The following is a 15,739-nucleotide window of genomic DNA, read 5'->3' on the forward strand; positions in this document are numbered from 1 at the left end:
CATTGGTGCCCGCGGGCCGAGAGGCCCGCGGGCACCAGCGCCGATCCCCGTGATCTCGTACATCCTCCGTCGGACGCTCGCAGCGGTGATCCTGCTGCTGGTCGTCTCCGCGGTCACCTTCGCCATCTTCTTCGTGCTGCCGCGACTCGCCGGGCAGACCGCTGATCAGCTGGCGCAGCAGTACATCGGCAAGAGCCCGTCGAAGGCGGACATCGCCGCGGTCAAGCACAACCTCGGTCTGGACCAGCCCGTCTACGTCCAGTACTGGCACTTCATCAAGGGGATCGTCTCCGGCGCCACCTATGACCTGGGCCCCACCACGGTGCACTGTGACGCACCGTGCTTCGGCTACTCCTTCAAGACCCACCAGGCGGTCTGGCCGCAGCTGACCTCCCGGATGCCGGTGACCCTGTCGCTGGCCCTCGGCGCGGCCGTGCTGTGGCTGGTCTCCGGCGTGGCGATCGGCGTGATCTCCGCGCTGAAGCCCCGCTCCTTCTTCGACCGCACCTTCATGGGTGTGGCCCTCGCCGGCGTCTCGCTGCCCATGTTCTTCACGGGCAACCTGGCGATCCTGCTCTTCACCTACCAATGGCCGATCTTCGGCCGAACGTACGTCCCGCTCACCGAGAACCCGGCGCAATGGGCCAACACCCTGATCCCCGCCTGGTGCTCGCTCGCGCTCCTGTATTCGGCCATCTACGCGCGGCTCACCCGCTCGGGCATGCTGGAGACGATGAACGAGGACTACATCCGCACGGCCCGCGCCAAGGGCTTGCGCGAGCGCAAGGTCGTCGTCCGGCACGGACTGCGCGCCGCGCTCACCCCGATCATCACCGTCTTCGGCATGGACCTCGGTCTGCTGCTCGGCGGCGCGGTGATCACCGAGACCGTGTTCTCGCTGCACGGCATCGGCCAGTACGCGGTGCAGGCCATCGACGACAACGACCTGCCCCCGATCCTCGGCGTGACCCTGCTCGCCGCCTTCTTCGTCGTGATCGCAAATCTCCTGGTGGACCTGCTCTACGCGGCCGCCGACCCGCGGGTGAGGCTCTCGTGACCGAACTCTCCAAGACCGGCGCCGCCGTGGGCGAGCCCACGCCGGCCGCCCCGTCCGACGCCTTCCTCGAAGTCCGCGACCTCAAGGTGCACTTCCCGACGGACGACGGCATCGTCAAGTCCGTCGACGGCCTCAGCTTCTCGCTGGAGAAGGGCAAGACCCTCTCCATCGTCGGCGAGTCCGGCTCCGGCAAGTCCGTCACCTCGCTGGCCATCATGGGCCTGCACCGGCTCGGCGCCCGCGGCAAGAACGTGCGGATGTCCGGCGAGATCTGGCTCGGCGGCAAGGAGCTGGTGAGCGCGTCCCCGGACGAGGTGCGCCGGCTCCGCGGCCGTGAGATGGCGATGATCTTCCAGGACCCGCTGTCCGCGATGCACCCGTACTACAAGGTCGGCGACCAGATCGTCGAGGCGTACCGGGTCCACCACAACGTCAGCAAGAAGGTCGCCCGCACCCGCGCCATCGAGATGCTCGACCGCGTCGGCATCCCCGAGCCCGCCAAGCGCGTCGACGGCTACCCGCACGAGTTCTCCGGCGGTATGCGCCAGCGCGCCATGATCGCCATGGCGCTGGTCAACAACCCCGAGCTGCTCATCGCGGACGAGCCGACCACGGCCCTCGACGTCACCGTCCAGGCGCAGATCCTCGACCTGATCCGCGACCTCCAGAAGGAGTTCGGCTCCGCGGTCATCCTCATCACCCACGACCTGGGTGTGGTGGCCGAGATCGCCGACGACGTCCTGGTGATGTACGGCGGCCGGTGCGTGGAGCGCGGCCCGGTCGACGAGATCTTCGAGAAGCCGCAGCACCCGTACACCTGGGGCCTGCTGGGTTCGATGCCGCGCATCGACCGGGAGACCTCCGACCGGCTCATCCCGGTCAAGGGCCAGCCGCCGAGCCTCATCAACGTCCCCTCGGGCTGCGCCTTCCACCCGCGCTGCCCGTACGCGGACCTCCCCAAGGGGAACGTCACCCGCACGGTCCGCCCCGAGCTGCAGCAGGTCGACGGCGGCCACTGGTCCGCCTGCCACCTCTCGGCCGAGGACCGCACGCGGATCTGGACCGAAGAGATTGCGCCGAAGCTGTGAGCGACACGAAGAAATCCGATGACGCCGTCATCCCGCAGCAGGCGTCGGCTTCCGGGAAGGCCTCCGCGGACCGGGAGGTGCTGCTGAAGGTCGAGGGCCTGGAGAAGCACTTCCCGATCAAGAAGGGCATCCTGCAGCGCCAGGTCGGCGCGGTGAAGGCCGTCGACGGCATCGACTTCGAGGTCCGCAAGGGCGAAACCCTCGGCGTCGTCGGCGAGTCGGGCTGCGGCAAGTCGACCATGGGCCGGGTCATCACCCGCCTCCAGGACCCGACCGGCGGCAAGGTCACCTTCGAGGGCCAGGACATCACGCACCTGTCCACCTCGAAGATGCGCCCGCTGCGCCGCGACATCCAGATGATCTTCCAGGACCCGTACGGCTCCCTGAACCCCCGGCACACCATCGGCTCGATCGTCTCCGCGCCGTTCCGGCTGCAGGGCGTCGAGCCGGAGGGCGGGGTGAAGAAGGAGGTCCAGCGCCTCCTGGAGCTGGTGGGCCTGAGCCCCGAGCACTACAACCGCTACCCGCACGAGTTCTCCGGCGGTCAGCGCCAGCGCATCGGCATCGCCCGCGCGCTCGCCCTGAAGCCGAAGCTGGTGGTGGCCGACGAGCCCGTCTCCGCGCTGGACGTGTCGATCCAGGCGCAGGTCGTCAACCTCATGGACGACCTCCAGGAGGAGCTGGGCCTCACCTACGTGATCATCGCCCACGACCTCTCCGTCGTCCGGCACGTCTCGGACCGGGTCGCGGTGATGTACCTCGGCAAGATCGTCGAACTCGCCGACAGCACCAAGCTGTACGAGTCGCCGATGCACCCGTACACCAAGGCCCTGATGTCGGCCGTGCCGGTGCCGGACCCGAAGCGCCGCGGGCAGAAGAGCGAGCGCATCCTGCTCCGCGGTGACGTGCCGTCGCCGATCGCCCCGCCGTCCGGCTGCCGCTTCCACACCCGGTGCTGGAAGGCGACGGAGATCTGCCGGACGACGGAGCCGCCGCTCCTCGAACTCCGCCCGGGCCAGCGGGTGGCGTGCCACCACCCGGAGAACTTCGCCGACCAGGCCCCGCAGGACACGGTCCTGCTGACCGCGGCGAAGGAGGCCTCGGAGCTGGTGGGCGAGGCGGTCCTGGAGGAGTCGCCGAAGCAGGCCGAGCAGGCCGAGCAGGCCGAGCAGGCCGAGCAGGCCGAGGCCACGGAGACCGCGACGACGGACGCTCCCGAAGCCGAAGCCGAAGCCGAAGCCGAAGCCGAAGCCGAAGCTGCCGAGGAGCCTGCGGCCGAAGTCGCCGAGGAGCCTGCGGCCGAAGTCGCGGAGAAGCCTGCGGCCGAGGCCGAAGCGACCGAGGAGCCCGAGGCCGAAGCCGCGGAGAAGCCCGCGGCGGCGGCCGCCGAGGAGTCCGCGGCCGGTGACGCCACAGGCAAGGCACAGGAGTCACAGGAGCCAACCGGCAAGTAGCCCATGACACGACTTTGCAAAGTCATGTACATGCCCGAACGGGAGAGCGCAGAGTCGACCGTGTCCGTCTACTGATCGGCACGCTCGAAAGGGACGACCCATGCGCCTCTCCCGTTCGGCACGTCTGGCGGCTGTCGCAACCGCGGCGGCCGCCTCCTTCGTCTTAGCCGCCGCCCCTGCCCCCACCCCGGGCGCCGACGGCACCGGCGACCCCTACTTCCCGCAGCTCGGCAACGGCGGCTTCGACGCCCGCCACTACGACCTGGACGTGGCCTACGCCCCGGACACCGGCCGCCTGGACGGCCGTACCACCCTCACCGCCCGCGCCACCCAGAACCTCTCCGCCTTCGACCTCGACCTGCAGAAACTGGAGGTCACCAAGGTCGAAGTGAACGGCAGGCGTGCCGAGTTCACGCGCACCGGCGACGAGATCACCGTCACCCCGCGGGACGCGCTCCGCAAGGGCCGCGAATTCACCGTCGTGGTCACCTACGGCGGGATACCCGTGCCCCTCAACGGCCCCATCGTGTTCGGCTCGGACTACGGCTGGATGAAGACCGCCGACGGCGTCTTCGTCGCCTGCGAGCCCAACGCGGCCTCCACCTGGTTCCCGTCCAGCGACCACCCCTCCGACAAGGCCACCTACGACATCCGGATCAAGGCGCCCGAGGGTCTGACCGGTGTCTCCAACGGCCGGCTGGTCTCGACGTACGACAAGGGCGGCTCGACGTACGCGCACTGGCGCGAGTCGAGGCCGATGGCGACCTACCTGGCCACCGCCACCATCGGGAAGTTCGACGTGCGGACCGGGAAGACCCCCTCCGGGATCCCCATCTACGTCGCCATCGACCCGGTCCTCGCGAACAGCAACAACGTCGACGTGTACGCCGTCACCGCCGCCGCCACCGACTACTGGTCGCAGCTCTTCGGCCCCTATCCCTTCGAGGAGACCGGGGCCATCGTCGACGACATGCCGGAGGCCGGGTTCTCGCTGGAGGTGCAGAGCAAGCCGGCGTACTCGGCGGTGCGCAACGAGTCGACGATCGTGCACGAGCTGGCCCACCAGTGGTTCGGCGACTCGGTGAGCGTGGCGCAGTGGAAGGACATCTGGCTCAACGAGGGCTTCGCCACCTACGCCCAGTGGCTGTGGGCGGAGCACCAGGGGACCCGCTCCGCGCACGACTCCTTCCTCGCCGGCTACAACGCCCGCGCCGCCGACAACCCCTTCTGGCAGATCACCGTCGCCGACCCGCAGCGCGACACCATGTTCGCCTCCGCCGTCTACCAGCGCGGCGCGATGACCCTGCAGATGCTGCGCGAGCGCATCGGCGACACGGCGTTCTTCAAGCTGCTCCCGGCCTGGACGAAGCTGCACCGCTACGGCAACGCCGACACCGCCGACTTCATCCGCCTCGCGGAGAAGATCAGCGGGCAGCAGCTGGACGACCTGTTCCAGACGTGGCTCTTCAGCACAGGGAAACCCGCCCTGCCCGCCCAGTAGGCCTGGCTTTGTAAGGTTCATGCACCCTGACAGGTGACAATGTCAGGGTGCAGCTCCAGCAACTCTTCTCTCCCTCCGTCCAGCACACGCTCGATGTGATCGGCATCTTCGTCTTCGCGATCTCCGGCGCGCTGCTGGCCGTCCGCAAGAACTTCGACCTCTTCGGCATCGGGGTGATGGCCGAGGTCACCGCGCTGGGCGGAGGGATCTTCCGGGACGTGATCATCGGGGCGGTACCCCCGGCCGCCTTCACGGACCTCGGGTACTTCGTCACCCCGCTGATCGCCGCCCTGGTGGTGTTCTTCCTGCATCCGCACGTCGAGCGGATCCAGTCGTCGGTCCTGGTCTTCGACGCGGCCGGCCTCGGCCTGTTCGCCGTCAGCGGCACGACGAAGGCGTACTCCTACGGCCTCAACCTCACCGCCTCCGCAGCCCTGGGGCTCGCCACCGCGGTCGGCGGCGGCGTGCTCCGGGACGTGCTCGCCAACGAGGTTCCCTCGCTGCTGCGCTGGGACCGCGACCTGTACGCGGTCCCGGCGATCGTCGGGGCGACGACGGTGGTGCTGTGCATCCATTACGAGGCGTTGACCCCGTTCACCAGCGGGCTCGCGGTCGTCACCGCTTTCGTACTGCGCCTGCTCGCGATGCGCTACCACTGGCGAGCGCCGCGTGCGTGGAACCGGCGTTCGACGGTTCGCGAGGAGTAGCCCCGGCCCCGGCACGGCTCTGGCCCATGTTGAGCGTGAGCCACTCGAAGACCGTCGGCACCTGCGGCCGCCACAGCGCCATGTTGTGACCGCCCGCGCTGCGCGGCAGGTACACCACGTGCACGGTGGTCGGAGCCTTGGCGATCTGTTCGAGCGCGACTCCGGCCTGGTAGCCGTCGCCGGACTCGCCGGAGATGTAGAGCGCGATGCGGGGCGGGGCGGCCGCCTTCCGCAGCAGCAGGTAGGGGTTGTTCTGCTCGCGCAGGGTCACGCTCTGCGCGGCGAGCGAGTTGCGTTCGCCGATCGGGTCGTTGTAGCCGGACAGGCTGACCGCGGCCCGGTAGCGGTCCGGGTGGGCGACGGCCAGCTTGACCGCGCAGTGCGCGCCCGCCGAGTAACCGGCCACGGCCCAGTTGGCGGGGGCGGCCGCGGCGCGGAAGTTGTCGGTCACCATCTTCGGCACGTCGATGCTGAGCCAGCTGTCCGCGTTGACCGTGCCCGGGATGTTGGCGCAGCCGGTGTCCACCCCGGCCAGCAGGTTGGTGCGCGGCGCGACCAGGATGAAGGGCGCGACTCTGCCGCTTCTCATCAGCGGCTCCAGCTGCTCGGTCACCTTCAGCGAACCGAACCAGGCCTTGGCCGAGCCGGGGTAGCCCGGCAGCAGCTCCACGACCGGGAAGCGGTGGTTGCGGTACTTCGCCTCGTGGTACTGGGGCGGCAGCCAGACGTAGACCTCGGCGTTGACCCCCGAGACCCGGCCCTTGAGCTGGGTGACCTCGACCCCGCCCGCCGCCCGCATGCCCGGCCCGTCGGCCGCCGTGAAGGTCTGCTTCACCTTGGGCAACCGTTTCAGCGCTATGCCGCCCGTACCGTCCTGGCCGAGGTTCGCGGCCTGCTGGACGTGGTCGCCGGTACCGAGGAGGTCGGCCCAGTTGTCGTACAGGTTGTTCTCGTTGTTGACCAGCACGAAGATCAGCGTCACCGCGGTGGCCTGAGCGAACAGCAGCATCAGGACCCGGGCCGCGGCACGCACGGCCTTGGGCCCGCGCATCCTCGACCACAGGACGAGCGGCAGTATGAGGGCGACCACGGACAGCACGACGGTCGTGTAGAGGAACGGAGTCCCGGTGAGGCTCATGTCCCCATAGAGGGGAATTGCGGGCTCCGGGTTACGGACGTGTCCGGACACTTACCTAGAAATTGCCGGAACCTCACTCGGCGGGGGGATCCCTTACCGGTGGGACGCCGGTGGGACGCCGACCGGGCAGTGGTCGGACCGGTGGTGCGTGGATCACAAAAGCTACCGCTTAGTAATCGACTCTTGTACTGTTCAGGCATGCCTGAAGCAGCATCCACGCGGGCCGTGATCGGCGACAGCGAGTTCGACCGCGACACCGCGGTCACCCGGCGCGCTCCCGGCGTCTACGACATCGACCTCTCGGCCGGCTGGACCATCATCAGCGCCGTGAACGGCGGCTACCTCCTCGCCGTGCTCGGCCGGGCGCTCGCGGACACGCTGCCGCACCCGGACCCGTTCACCGTCTCCGCGCACTACCTGACCGCCTCCCAGCCGGGCCCGGCCGTGATCCGCACGGACATCGTCCGCACCGGCCGGACCCTCTCCACCGGCCAGGCCTCGCTCTTCCAGTACGACGACGAGGGCAACGAGGTCGAACGCATCCGCGTCCTCGCCTCCTACGGCGACCTCACCGCCCTCCCCGACGACGTCCGTACGACGGCGACCCCGCCCGCCTTCCCGCCCATGGAGCACTGCTTCGGCCCCGAGGACGGCCCGGCCCCGGTCGACGGCAGCTCCGCCATCACCGAGCGCCTGATGCTCAAGCTGGACCCGGCCACCCTCGGCTGGGCCCTCGGCGCGCCCTCCGGCAAGGGCGAGATGCGCTCCTGGTTCGGCCTCGCGGACGGCCGGGACGCCGACCCGCTCTCCCTCCTCCTCGCGGTGGACGCGCTGCCGCCCACCGCGTTCGAGATCGGCCTCAAGGGCTGGGTCCCCACGGTCGAACTCACCGTCCACGTCCGCCACCGCCCCGCCCCCGGCCCGCTGCGCGTCTCCATCACCACCCGCAACCTGGCCGGCGGCTTCCTGGAGGAGGACGCCGAGGTCTGGGACAGCGCGGACCGCCTGGTGGCCCAGTCCCGCCAGCTGGCCCGGGTCCGCCTCGGCTGAACCCGGCCGGTGCGTCCCGGTTTCGACGGCCGGAACCCCGTTCTGTCACGGGCGTGTACCAGCGAGTAGGCGCCGCCCCGGAGCGAACTGCCAGGTCAGCGCCGCCTCTTGGGGAGCGCTTTACCTCCTTGACAGGCGGCGAACAGTGCGGGCCCAAGAACGCCTTAAGCACCGTTGATTGAGTGCCACTCCTCAGGACTCCCTCATCCTCAATGGAGTTGTCTCTCATGAAGCGTGTACGTCTCGTCCCCGCCGTGGCTCTGCTCGCGCTGTCCCCGCTGCTGCTGACCGCGTGCGGCGGCTCGGGCGACTCGTCGTCGTCCGGCAGCTCCAACTCCGGCCAGCAGAGCTGTCAGCAGCCCACCGGCAACGCCTCGGGCCGCCCGAGCGGCGCCCCGACCGGCAACGCCTCGGGCGCCCCGAGCGGCGCCCCGACGGGTGCCCCGACCGGCAACGCCTCCGGCATGCCCAGCGGCGGCCCCGGCGCCGGCGGCCAGGGCGGCCCCGGCGGCGGCATGGGCGGCGGCTGCGGCGGCGGCCAGGGCGGTCCCGGCGCCGGCGGTGCGGCGCCGAGCGGGGCGCCGACCGCGCAGGCGACGAAGAGCTGACGATTGCAGGGGCCTTACGACAGGGGTGGCGCGTCCGGCGAACGGGCGCGCCGCCCCTTTGTGTTGCCGGCCAAGTGCCGCTCTGGAAGTGTCGCGCTGTGCCGTCGGGCGACTGCGGCACCGTCGTGGCTGGTCGCGCAGTTCCCCGCGCCCCTCGGGGGCGCTGCCGTACCGGAGTGGGCTGACTCGCTCAGTCCAGCCAGTGCTGGCGGCCCAGGCTGATCAGACGCATCTGCCGGGTGGCGACCTGGACGACACGCTGCCGCTCCGCCTCCGAGGGCTCCGGGGAGTCCGAGGGCTCGGGGGACTCCAGGGTCTCCAGGAACAGGGAGGCGGTGATGAGCATCTGGTCCACGTAGAGGTGGGCCAGCATCAGCAGGTCGTCGTCGCTCCAGCCCTTCGCCTCCGGGTCCTTGGCCAGCTCGGTCCTGACCTCCTCGGCGAACCGGGCGAGCTGGGCCCGGATCGCCTCCCGCACCGGCTGCACCCCGCCGTGCCGCTCCCGGGCGATGAACCGGACGTGCGCCGGGTGCGCCGAGACGTGGTCGGCGATCAGCTGCACGGCCCGGGTGATGCGCTCCGCGCCGGCCGTGGCGACCGTGGTGCGGACCATCGGATGCAGGCTGCCCAGCGCCTCGTCGACGAGGGCGACGCCGAGGTCGGCGGTGGAGCGGAAGTGCCGGTAGAAGGCGGTCGGGGCGACGCCCACGGCCCGGGTGACCTCGCGCAGGCCCAGGCTGCTCAGGCTCTGCTCCTCCAGCAGGGCGAGCGCCGCGTCCAGGAAGGCCTGGCGGGTCTTCTGCTTCTGGGCCTGTCGGATGCCGAGGGTGTGACTCATGTCATCCAGTTAACAACTGTTCTCCGGAATTGAAAAGCCGCGCGAGTTGCTAGACTCAAAGTCAGTGAACAACTGTTACTACAACCGTTCACCCAAATGTAACGGAGGGGGATCGACCCCATGCTGTTCCTCGTCGCCGCACTCATGCTGCTCGGCGTGGTGCTGGGCACCGTCGCCCACGCCCCGCTCGACGTCACCGCAGGCCTCGCCGCCGTGATCGTCGTCTGGCTGGCCGTCTTCGCACTCCGCGAGCGCCTCGCCCGCCGCCGCCAGATCTCCGCCAACTGACCTTCCGTCCCCGCTCACTTCAGGAGCTGAGCATGATGCAACTCACCGCCCCCGCCACCCCCCGCCCCCAGAACCCCACCCGGGACGCCGACGGCATGGCCGTGGCGTCCTTCATCCTGGGCCTGCTCGGCCTCCTGGTCCTGAACCTGTTCCTGGGCCCGATCGCGATCATCCTGGCCCTGGTCGCCCTGTGGCGCGGCACGGCCCGCAAGGGCCGCGCATACCTGGGCCTGGCCCTGGGCGTGGCCGACCTCGCGGTCCTGGCCATCGCGATGGAGGCCTCGAACACGGTGTCCTGGAGCCTGTAAGCGGATCCTTGAAGGCGCCCTCAGGGGCAGCGCCCCGTCAGGGGCGCGGGGCTGTGTTGAATTTGCGGCTCCGCCGCGTGGGCGCGACCAGCCACCCCCCACCGGCACCCGCACACCGGCACAGGTCACCTACGGCGGCTGGGCGACCCGCACCCCGCCCCCCGTAGAATCGACGTCATCATGGCCTACCTCGACCACGCCGCCACGACCCCGATGCTCCCCGAGGCGGTAGAAGCCCTCACCGCCGCCCTCGCCGTCACCGGCAACGCGTCCTCCCTGCACGCCTCCGGCCGCAAGGCCCGCCGCGCGGTCGAGGAATCCAGGGAGACCCTCGCGGAAGCGCTCGGCGCCCGCCCCAGCGAGGTCGTCCTCACCTCCGGCGGCACCGAGGCCGACAACCTCGCGGTCAAGGGCCTCTACTGGTCCCGCCGCGACGCCGACCCGGCCCGCACCCGGATCCTCGCCAGCCCCGTCGAGCACCACGCGGTCCTGGACGCCGTCCACTGGCTCGGCGAACACGAGGGCGCCACGGTGGAGTACCTCCCCGTCGACACCTACGGCCGGGTCCACCCCGAGGCGCTGCGCGAGGCGGTCGAACGCAACCCCGACGACGTGGCGCTCGCCACCGTCATGTGGGCCAACAACGAGATCGGCACGGTCCTGCCGGTCCGCGAACTCGCCGCCGTCGCCAACGAATTCGGCATCCCGCTGCACGCCGACGCGGTCCAGGCCTTCGGCCAGGTCCCGGTGGACTTCGGCGCCTCCGGCCTCGCCGCGATGACCGTCTCCGGCCACAAGGTCGGCGGCCCGTACGGCATCGGCGCCCTGCTCCTCGGCCGTGAGTACAGCCCCGTCCCCGTCCTGCACGGCGGCGGCCAGGAGCGGCACGTGCGCTCCGGCACCCTCGACGTCCCGGCGATCGCCTCCTTCGCGGTGGCGGGGCGGCTCGCCGCCGAGCGCCGCGAGTGGTTCGCCCGGGAGATCGGCGCCCTGCGCGACGCGCTGATCGACGCCGTCCGCACGGCCGTACCGAACGCGATCCTCGGCGGCGACCCGGTGGACCGCCTCCCCGCCAACGCGCACTTCACCTTCCCCGGCTGCGAGGGCGACTCGCTGCTCCTGCTGCTCGACGCCCAGGGCATCGAGTGCTCGACGGGCTCCGCGTGCACCGCCGGGGTCGCCCAGCCGAGCCATGTCCTGCTGGCCACCGGCACCGACCCGGACCTGGCCCGCGGCACCCTGCGCTTCTCGCTCGGCCACACCTCCACCCAGGCCGACGTCGACGCGGTCGGGAAGGCGATCGGCCCGGCGGTGGAGCGGGCCAGGGCCGCCGGGCTCAGCTGACCCCCGGCCGTTCCCGGCGGCCTCCGCGACACGCGGAATTGGCACCGACTCGGCGCCGAAAGGGGCGAGTTGGGGGGTTTGGCTCCAGCGTTCTCACAGTGCGTGGCCATGGCTCGCCTCAGGTCGGTCTCTAGCGTCTGCCGACATGACAGACAACACTTCTGCCTCCGCGCAGACTCCGGAGCCCGTCTCCCACGAAGCCGACTCCGTCGACAACACCGTGAAACGGCGGCGCGTGCTGATCGGCGGCGCCACCATCGCCGCGGCCGGCGGTCTGATGGCCGCAGGCCTCGCCTCGGCCTCGGCCGCCACCGCCGAGACGGCGACCGGGACCACGACCTCCGCCGCTGCCGCCGCCGACGTCTGCACCCTCACCGAAGAGGTCACCGAGGGCCCGTACTGGCTGGCCGGTGCGCTCGTGCGCGAGGACATCCGGGAGGACAAGGACGGCTTCGAGGTCCAGTTCACCTTCACCGTCGTCGACCAGGCGAACGACTGCGCGCCGCTGGAGAACGCCCTGGTCGAGATCTGGCACGCCGACGCCCTCGGCGAGTACTCCGGCTACGTCGGCGGCAACCACCACACCGAGGACGACGACGGCACCTTCCTGCGGGGCGGTCAGATGACCGACTCCGACGGCCAGGTGAGCATCACCTCGATCTGGCCGGGGCACTACACCGGCCGCGCCGTCCACGTCCACATGCGGGTGCACACGGACGTGACGCTGACCGACGACTCGTACACCGGCGGCTCGATCATCCACACCGGTCAGCTGTTCTTCGACCCGGACATCAACTCCGAGGTCCAGGCGCTGTCGCCGTACTCCGACAACACCACCACGGAGACCCAGCTCGACGACGACGGCATCTACGACGACGGCGGTGCCTCCTCCGGCCTGCTGACCCTGACCGCGCTCGGCGACAGCGTCTCCGACGGGTACGCGGCGACGCTCACCGTGGGCGTCAGCTCCTCCTGAGGCCGCTCACCCCAGTCCGCGGGCCAGTGCCCGGAGCTCCTCGTCGGTGGCGAGGCGGTTCTCCCGGGACATCAACTGCTGCACCTGAGCGAGCAGTTGGTCCAGGGCGGCCGGCGGCAGCCCGATCCCGAGGGCTGCCGCCCGGTCGGCCAGGGTGTAGGGCCCGCTGTCCGGGGTGAGCGGGACCCGGCGTTCGTTGCCCACCAGGGACGGCTCCACGCAGTTGTGCAGCAGCGGGTCGACCGCCGTCTCCTGGGTGATGAAGTCCAGGCCGCCCCAGCAGAAGGCGTCCGGGCCGGTGACCGGGTGGTTCCGGGCGGTCCGGTGTCCCGTCAGCTCCGCGCCGAGCCGGGCCAGTTCGGTGAGGGTCTCGGTGCGGATGCCGGTGCGGACGCCGTAGACGGCCTCGAAGGCCAGCGCGGTGGCGGCGAGATCGGCGTTGCCGGGACCGCCGCAGTAGCCGTTGACCGACAGCTCGACGGCGCCGGCACCGGCCCGGACGGCGGCGACCGCGCAGCCGACGGCCAGCCCGAAGGTGTTGTGCGGATGCACGCCCACCGTCACCGCCGGGGCCAGCTCCCGGGTCCGGCGCACGAGATGACCGAACGCCTCGGGGCCCAGCGCGCCCGGCCCGTCGAAGAGGGTCAGCTCGCCGGCCCCGGCGGCGGTGAGCGCGGCGACGGTCGCGGCGTGGTCCTCCTCCGTCAGGTACGACACCATCAGCGTCGGCGCGATCACGTCGAGGCCCGCCGCACGGGCGTACCCGACGAGACGGGCCGCCCGCTCCAGTACGGCGGCCCGGTCGCGCGGGAGGTCCGGCGTCCGCCATTCCTCGCCCCGCCACGCGGCCGCGTACACGTCGGGCCGGTAGAGCAGTGCCGTCTCGCCGAAGCCCTGCACCCACACCTGCACGGCGTCGTAACCGGCCCGCGCGGCCCGGTCGACGTCGTCCGCCGAGCGCATCAGCGGGCAGATCACCCGGCACTCCGGGTTCTCGCCCTTGACCAGGTCCACCTCCGCCTTCAGCACGTCCTCGGCGCGTCCGCCCGGCCCGGCGGTGACGACCTCCGGCACCCCGGTCGCCACCACCCGCCGCAGGAACTCCCGCTTCGCCGCGGCCGTGGCCGTGACGCCCGGCAGGGTCTCCAGGGAGCGCAGCGTCGCGTCCCGCAGCCGGACCGTCCCGGGCAGCGGACCCACCACGTCCGTACGGCGGTTGAGCGGGCTCACCGACCAGCGGCCGGGCTCGTGCGCACCGGGCGCGCGCCGGGCGGCGAGCTCGGCGCGGAAGCGGGCGATCTCCTCCGGGGTGAAGACGGGGGGTTTGTGCACCGGGGTCCTCCAGGCTCTCCGGGTCCTCCAGGTTCTGCGAGTACGCCCATACAAACCCTCTGTCGACACACTTGGCAAGAAGATGCCGAGAAACCCCGCGCTGAAGGTCTCATGTTTACTTTGTGTCGACACTTGGCTATGACTGTCGGCAGGCTCCGAACCCCCACGCAGGGAGGCTCCTGTGCTTCAGGACTCGCCAGAACACCCGCCCCGGGCCCGTTCCGGGCGGCTCGCCGGCAAGGTCGCCGTCATCGGCGGCGCCGGCAGTGCCGGCCCGGGCTGGGGCAACGGCCGTGCCGCCGCCGTGCTCTTCGCCCGCGAGGGCGCCACCGTTCTGCTGACCGACCGGGACACGGACGCGCTGCAGGTCACCGCGGACCAGATCCGCGCCGAGGGCGGCACCGCCCGCACCGACCTCCTGGACGTCACCGAACCCGACGCCGTCCAGGCCTACTTCACCGAGGCGGCCGCCCGGACCGGCCGCATCGACATCCTCGTCAACAACGTGGGCGGCTCCCGGCCGGGCGGAGCCGTGGAGCTGGGCCTCGCCGACTGGGAGAGCCAGCTGCGGACCAACCTGACCAGTGCCTTCCTCGCCTGCAAGCACGTCATCCCGGTCATGCGGCGGGGCGGGGGAGGGGCGATCGTCAACACCGCCTCCTGCTCCGGGCTGCGCTGGACCGGGGCCGCGCAGGTCGGGTACGCGGCGGCCAAGGCGGCGGTCATCCAGCTCTCCAGGGTGACGGCCGTCGAGTACGCGCCGCACGGCATCCGCGTCAACACCGTCGTCCCCGGGCAGCTCCACACCCCGATGGTCGAGGCCCGGCTGGCCGGGCAGCGGACGGGCGGCGACGTGGCGAAGCTGCTCGCCCAGCGCCGGGCCCGGATCCCGCTCGGCTTCATGGGGGACGGGCGGGACACGGCGTACGCTGCGCTGTTCCTCGCCTCGGACGAGGCGCGCTTCGTCACCGGCACCGAGATCGTCGTCGACGGCGGAATGACGGCGCGCTGTGACTGACCCCGCCGCTGCCGCCCCCTCCCGGGTGCCCTCGCCGGGCTGCCCGCCTCCGCATCCGGCGCCCCGGGTGCCGAAGCTCCGCCTGCCGCCGGGCAGTTGCGACGCCCACTGCCATGTCCTCGGCCCCGCCGACGTCTTCCCGTACGCACCGGAGCGCACCTTCACCCCAACGGACGCCCCCAAGGAGCAACTCCGGGCCCTGCACGCCCACCTGGGCCTGACCAGAGCGGTGGTCGTGCAGTCGTCCTGCCACGGCCACGACCACCGGGTCCTGCTCGACGCCCTCGCGGCCGGGTCGGGGCGGCTCCGGGGGGTGGCCCTGATCGGCGAGGCGACCGGCCGGGCCGAGGCCGAGGAACTGCACCGGGCAGGGGTGCGGGCCTTCCGCCTCAACTTCCTGCCCCATCTGCGCAGCCGGCCCACGAACGCGGAGATCGACGCCGTGCTGGACCGCGTGGCGGGCCTCGGCTGGGCCGCCCAGCTCCATGTGCGGGGCGAGGACCTGCCGGGCCTCGCGCACCTCGTACGCGCCCTGCCCGGCCGGGTGGTGATCGACCACATGGGCCGGGTCGACCTCGGCGCCGGCCGGGACGGCCCGGCGGTGCGCTGCCTGCGCGCGCTGCTCGACACGGGCGCGGTGTGGGTCAAGGTCAGCGGGGTCGACCGCGTCTCCGCCCAGGGGCCGCCGTACGCCGACGCCGTGGAGCTCGCCGCGTCCCTGGTGGCGTACGCCCCCGAACGGGTCGTGTGGGGCACCGACTACCCGCACGTCAACATCACGGGCACCGCCCCGGACGACGGCCTCCTGGCCGACCTCCTCGAACACATCGCCCCCGACCCGGCCCACCTGCAACGACTCCTGGTGGACAACCCGGCCGAACTCTTCGACTTCGAGGCGATCTCATGAAAGCGCCCGCGGGTGACGCGCCCCAAGGGGGCGCGGGGAACTGCGCGACCAGCTCCCACGGCGCCGCACCCGTCCGACGACCCGTCTTTCCGGCCTCCCCGGCACCGCGCCTAGTGTCGCCAGAG

16 protein-coding genes are annotated in these 15,739 nt (G+C 71.4%); 13 read left to right on the top strand and 3 right to left on the bottom strand.

Going from position 1 to position 15,739, the window contains the following annotated elements:
* Positions 1-49 precede the first annotated feature (49 nt).
* From ACFZB3_RS43980 to ACFZB3_RS44000, 5 genes are all read left to right on the top strand, one after another.
* The gene (locus tag ACFZB3_RS43980; protein ID WP_391388000.1) at positions 50-1,057 is read left to right on the top strand and encodes an ABC transporter permease subunit; all 1,008 of its coding nucleotides are present in this window, start codon (positions 50-52) and stop codon (positions 1,055-1,057) included.
* Positions 1,054-2,145: an oligopeptide/dipeptide ABC transporter ATP-binding protein gene (locus ACFZB3_RS43985; RefSeq protein WP_391388003.1), complete on the top strand. Its 1,092-nt coding sequence runs from the start codon at positions 1,054-1,056 to the stop codon at positions 2,143-2,145. Before ACFZB3_RS43980 ends, ACFZB3_RS43985 begins: the two co-directional genes overlap by 4 nt.
* On the top strand, positions 2,142-3,599 hold the full coding sequence (locus tag ACFZB3_RS43990; protein WP_391388007.1) for a dipeptide ABC transporter ATP-binding protein: 1,458 nt from the start codon (positions 2,142-2,144) through the stop codon (positions 3,597-3,599). Before ACFZB3_RS43985 ends, ACFZB3_RS43990 begins: the two co-directional genes overlap by 4 nt.
* Positions 3,600-3,699: 100 nt before the next feature.
* The gene (locus tag ACFZB3_RS43995) at positions 3,700-5,100 is read left to right on the top strand and encodes a M1 family aminopeptidase (protein WP_391388010.1); all 1,401 of its coding nucleotides are present in this window, start codon (positions 3,700-3,702) and stop codon (positions 5,098-5,100) included.
* 47 nt (positions 5,101-5,147) lie between these two features.
* On the top strand, positions 5,148-5,807 hold the full coding sequence (locus ACFZB3_RS44000) for a TRIC cation channel family protein (RefSeq protein WP_391388012.1): 660 nt from the start codon (positions 5,148-5,150) through the stop codon (positions 5,805-5,807).
* On the opposite strand, the gene ACFZB3_RS44005 is transcribed toward ACFZB3_RS44000, so the two are convergent.
* Positions 5,716-6,945 carry an alpha/beta hydrolase-fold protein gene (locus ACFZB3_RS44005; RefSeq protein ID WP_391388015.1) on the bottom strand — a complete coding sequence of 410 codons (1,230 nt, stop codon included), beginning with the start codon at positions 6,943-6,945 and terminating at the stop codon, positions 5,716-5,718. The two genes, ACFZB3_RS44000 and ACFZB3_RS44005, sit on opposite strands and share 92 nt — an antisense overlap.
* Before the next feature lie 198 nt (positions 6,946-7,143).
* Here ACFZB3_RS44005 and ACFZB3_RS44010 point away from each other — a divergent pair, with 198 nt between their 5' ends.
* Together ACFZB3_RS44010 and ACFZB3_RS44015 are read left to right on the top strand one after the other, a co-directional pair.
* Positions 7,144-7,995, top strand: a complete 852-nt coding sequence (locus tag ACFZB3_RS44010) for an acyl-CoA thioesterase domain-containing protein (protein ID WP_391388018.1) — start codon at positions 7,144-7,146, stop codon at positions 7,993-7,995.
* 227 nt (positions 7,996-8,222) lie between these two features.
* Positions 8,223-8,603 carry a hypothetical protein gene (locus ACFZB3_RS44015; protein ID WP_391388020.1) on the top strand — a complete coding sequence of 127 codons (381 nt, stop codon included), beginning with the start codon at positions 8,223-8,225 and terminating at the stop codon, positions 8,601-8,603.
* 190 nt (positions 8,604-8,793) lie between these two features.
* Here the strand turns inward: ACFZB3_RS44015 and ACFZB3_RS44020 are convergent, their stop codons facing one another.
* Positions 8,794-9,441 carry a TetR family transcriptional regulator gene (locus ACFZB3_RS44020; RefSeq protein ID WP_391388022.1) on the bottom strand — a complete coding sequence of 216 codons (648 nt, stop codon included), beginning with the start codon at positions 9,439-9,441 and terminating at the stop codon, positions 8,794-8,796.
* Between the two features lie 120 nt (positions 9,442-9,561).
* Here ACFZB3_RS44020 and ACFZB3_RS44025 point away from each other — a divergent pair, with 120 nt between their 5' ends.
* The 4 genes from ACFZB3_RS44025 (at position 9,562) to ACFZB3_RS44040 (ending at position 12,357) form a co-directional block, all read left to right on the top strand.
* The gene (locus ACFZB3_RS44025) at positions 9,562-9,729 is read left to right on the top strand and encodes a hypothetical protein (protein ID WP_391388024.1); all 168 of its coding nucleotides are present in this window, start codon (positions 9,562-9,564) and stop codon (positions 9,727-9,729) included.
* A 35-nt stretch (positions 9,730-9,764) separates the two neighbouring features.
* Positions 9,765-10,037, top strand: coding sequence for a DUF4190 domain-containing protein (locus ACFZB3_RS44030; RefSeq protein WP_391388266.1), 273 nt, complete (start codon positions 9,765-9,767; stop codon positions 10,035-10,037).
* 180 nt (positions 10,038-10,217) lie between these two features.
* Positions 10,218-11,381 (top strand): aminotransferase class V-fold PLP-dependent enzyme, encoded by a 1,164-nt coding sequence (locus ACFZB3_RS44035; RefSeq protein ID WP_391388027.1) that lies wholly within the window; start codon positions 10,218-10,220, stop codon positions 11,379-11,381.
* A gap of 145 nt (positions 11,382-11,526) precedes the next feature.
* Positions 11,527-12,357: an intradiol ring-cleavage dioxygenase gene (locus tag ACFZB3_RS44040; RefSeq protein WP_391388030.1), complete on the top strand. Its 831-nt coding sequence runs from the start codon at positions 11,527-11,529 to the stop codon at positions 12,355-12,357.
* Between the two features lie 6 nt (positions 12,358-12,363).
* On the opposite strand, the gene ACFZB3_RS44045 is transcribed toward ACFZB3_RS44040, so the two are convergent.
* A complete protein-coding gene (locus ACFZB3_RS44045; protein ID WP_391388033.1) occupies positions 12,364-13,689 on the bottom strand; it encodes a hypothetical protein in 1,326 nt (441 codons plus the stop codon).
* 181 nt (positions 13,690-13,870) lie between these two features.
* Between ACFZB3_RS44045 and ACFZB3_RS44050 the strand changes: the two genes are divergently transcribed.
* Positions 13,871-14,707: an SDR family oxidoreductase gene (locus ACFZB3_RS44050; RefSeq protein WP_391388036.1), complete on the top strand. Its 837-nt coding sequence runs from the start codon at positions 13,871-13,873 to the stop codon at positions 14,705-14,707.
* Entirely contained in the window at positions 14,700-15,614 is a 915-nt protein-coding gene (locus ACFZB3_RS44055) for an amidohydrolase family protein (protein WP_391388040.1), read from the top strand. The genes ACFZB3_RS44050 and ACFZB3_RS44055 overlap by 8 nt, the downstream gene beginning before the upstream one ends.
* The last annotated feature ends 125 nt before the right edge of the window (positions 15,615-15,739 follow it).

Origin of the sequence: Streptomyces sp. NPDC008092, from assembly GCF_042957285.1 — a bacterium.
Taxonomy (GTDB): Bacteria; Actinomycetota; Actinomycetes; order Streptomycetales; family Streptomycetaceae; genus Streptomyces.

Excerpts from the sequence above, each read along its gene's own strand:
- ACFZB3_RS43995 (WP_391388010.1), top strand. The coding sequence starts at position 3,700 with ATGCGCCTCTCCCGTTCGGCACGTCTGGCGGCTGTCGCAACCGCGGCG.
- ACFZB3_RS44005 (WP_391388015.1), bottom strand. The coding sequence starts at position 6,945 with ATGAGCCTCACCGGGACTCCGTTCCTCTACACGACCGTCGTGCTGTCC.
- ACFZB3_RS44010 (WP_391388018.1), top strand. The coding sequence starts at position 7,144 with ATGCCTGAAGCAGCATCCACGCGGGCCGTGATCGGCGACAGCGAGTTC.
- ACFZB3_RS44015 (WP_391388020.1), top strand. The coding sequence starts at position 8,223 with ATGAAGCGTGTACGTCTCGTCCCCGCCGTGGCTCTGCTCGCGCTGTCC.
- ACFZB3_RS44020 (WP_391388022.1), bottom strand. The coding sequence starts at position 9,441 with ATGAGTCACACCCTCGGCATCCGACAGGCCCAGAAGCAGAAGACCCGC.
- ACFZB3_RS44025 (WP_391388024.1), top strand. The coding sequence starts at position 9,562 with ATGCTGTTCCTCGTCGCCGCACTCATGCTGCTCGGCGTGGTGCTGGGC.
- ACFZB3_RS44030 (WP_391388266.1), top strand. The coding sequence starts at position 9,765 with ATGCAACTCACCGCCCCCGCCACCCCCCGCCCCCAGAACCCCACCCGG.
- ACFZB3_RS44035 (WP_391388027.1), top strand. The coding sequence starts at position 10,218 with ATGGCCTACCTCGACCACGCCGCCACGACCCCGATGCTCCCCGAGGCG.
- ACFZB3_RS44040 (WP_391388030.1), top strand. The coding sequence starts at position 11,527 with ATGACAGACAACACTTCTGCCTCCGCGCAGACTCCGGAGCCCGTCTCC.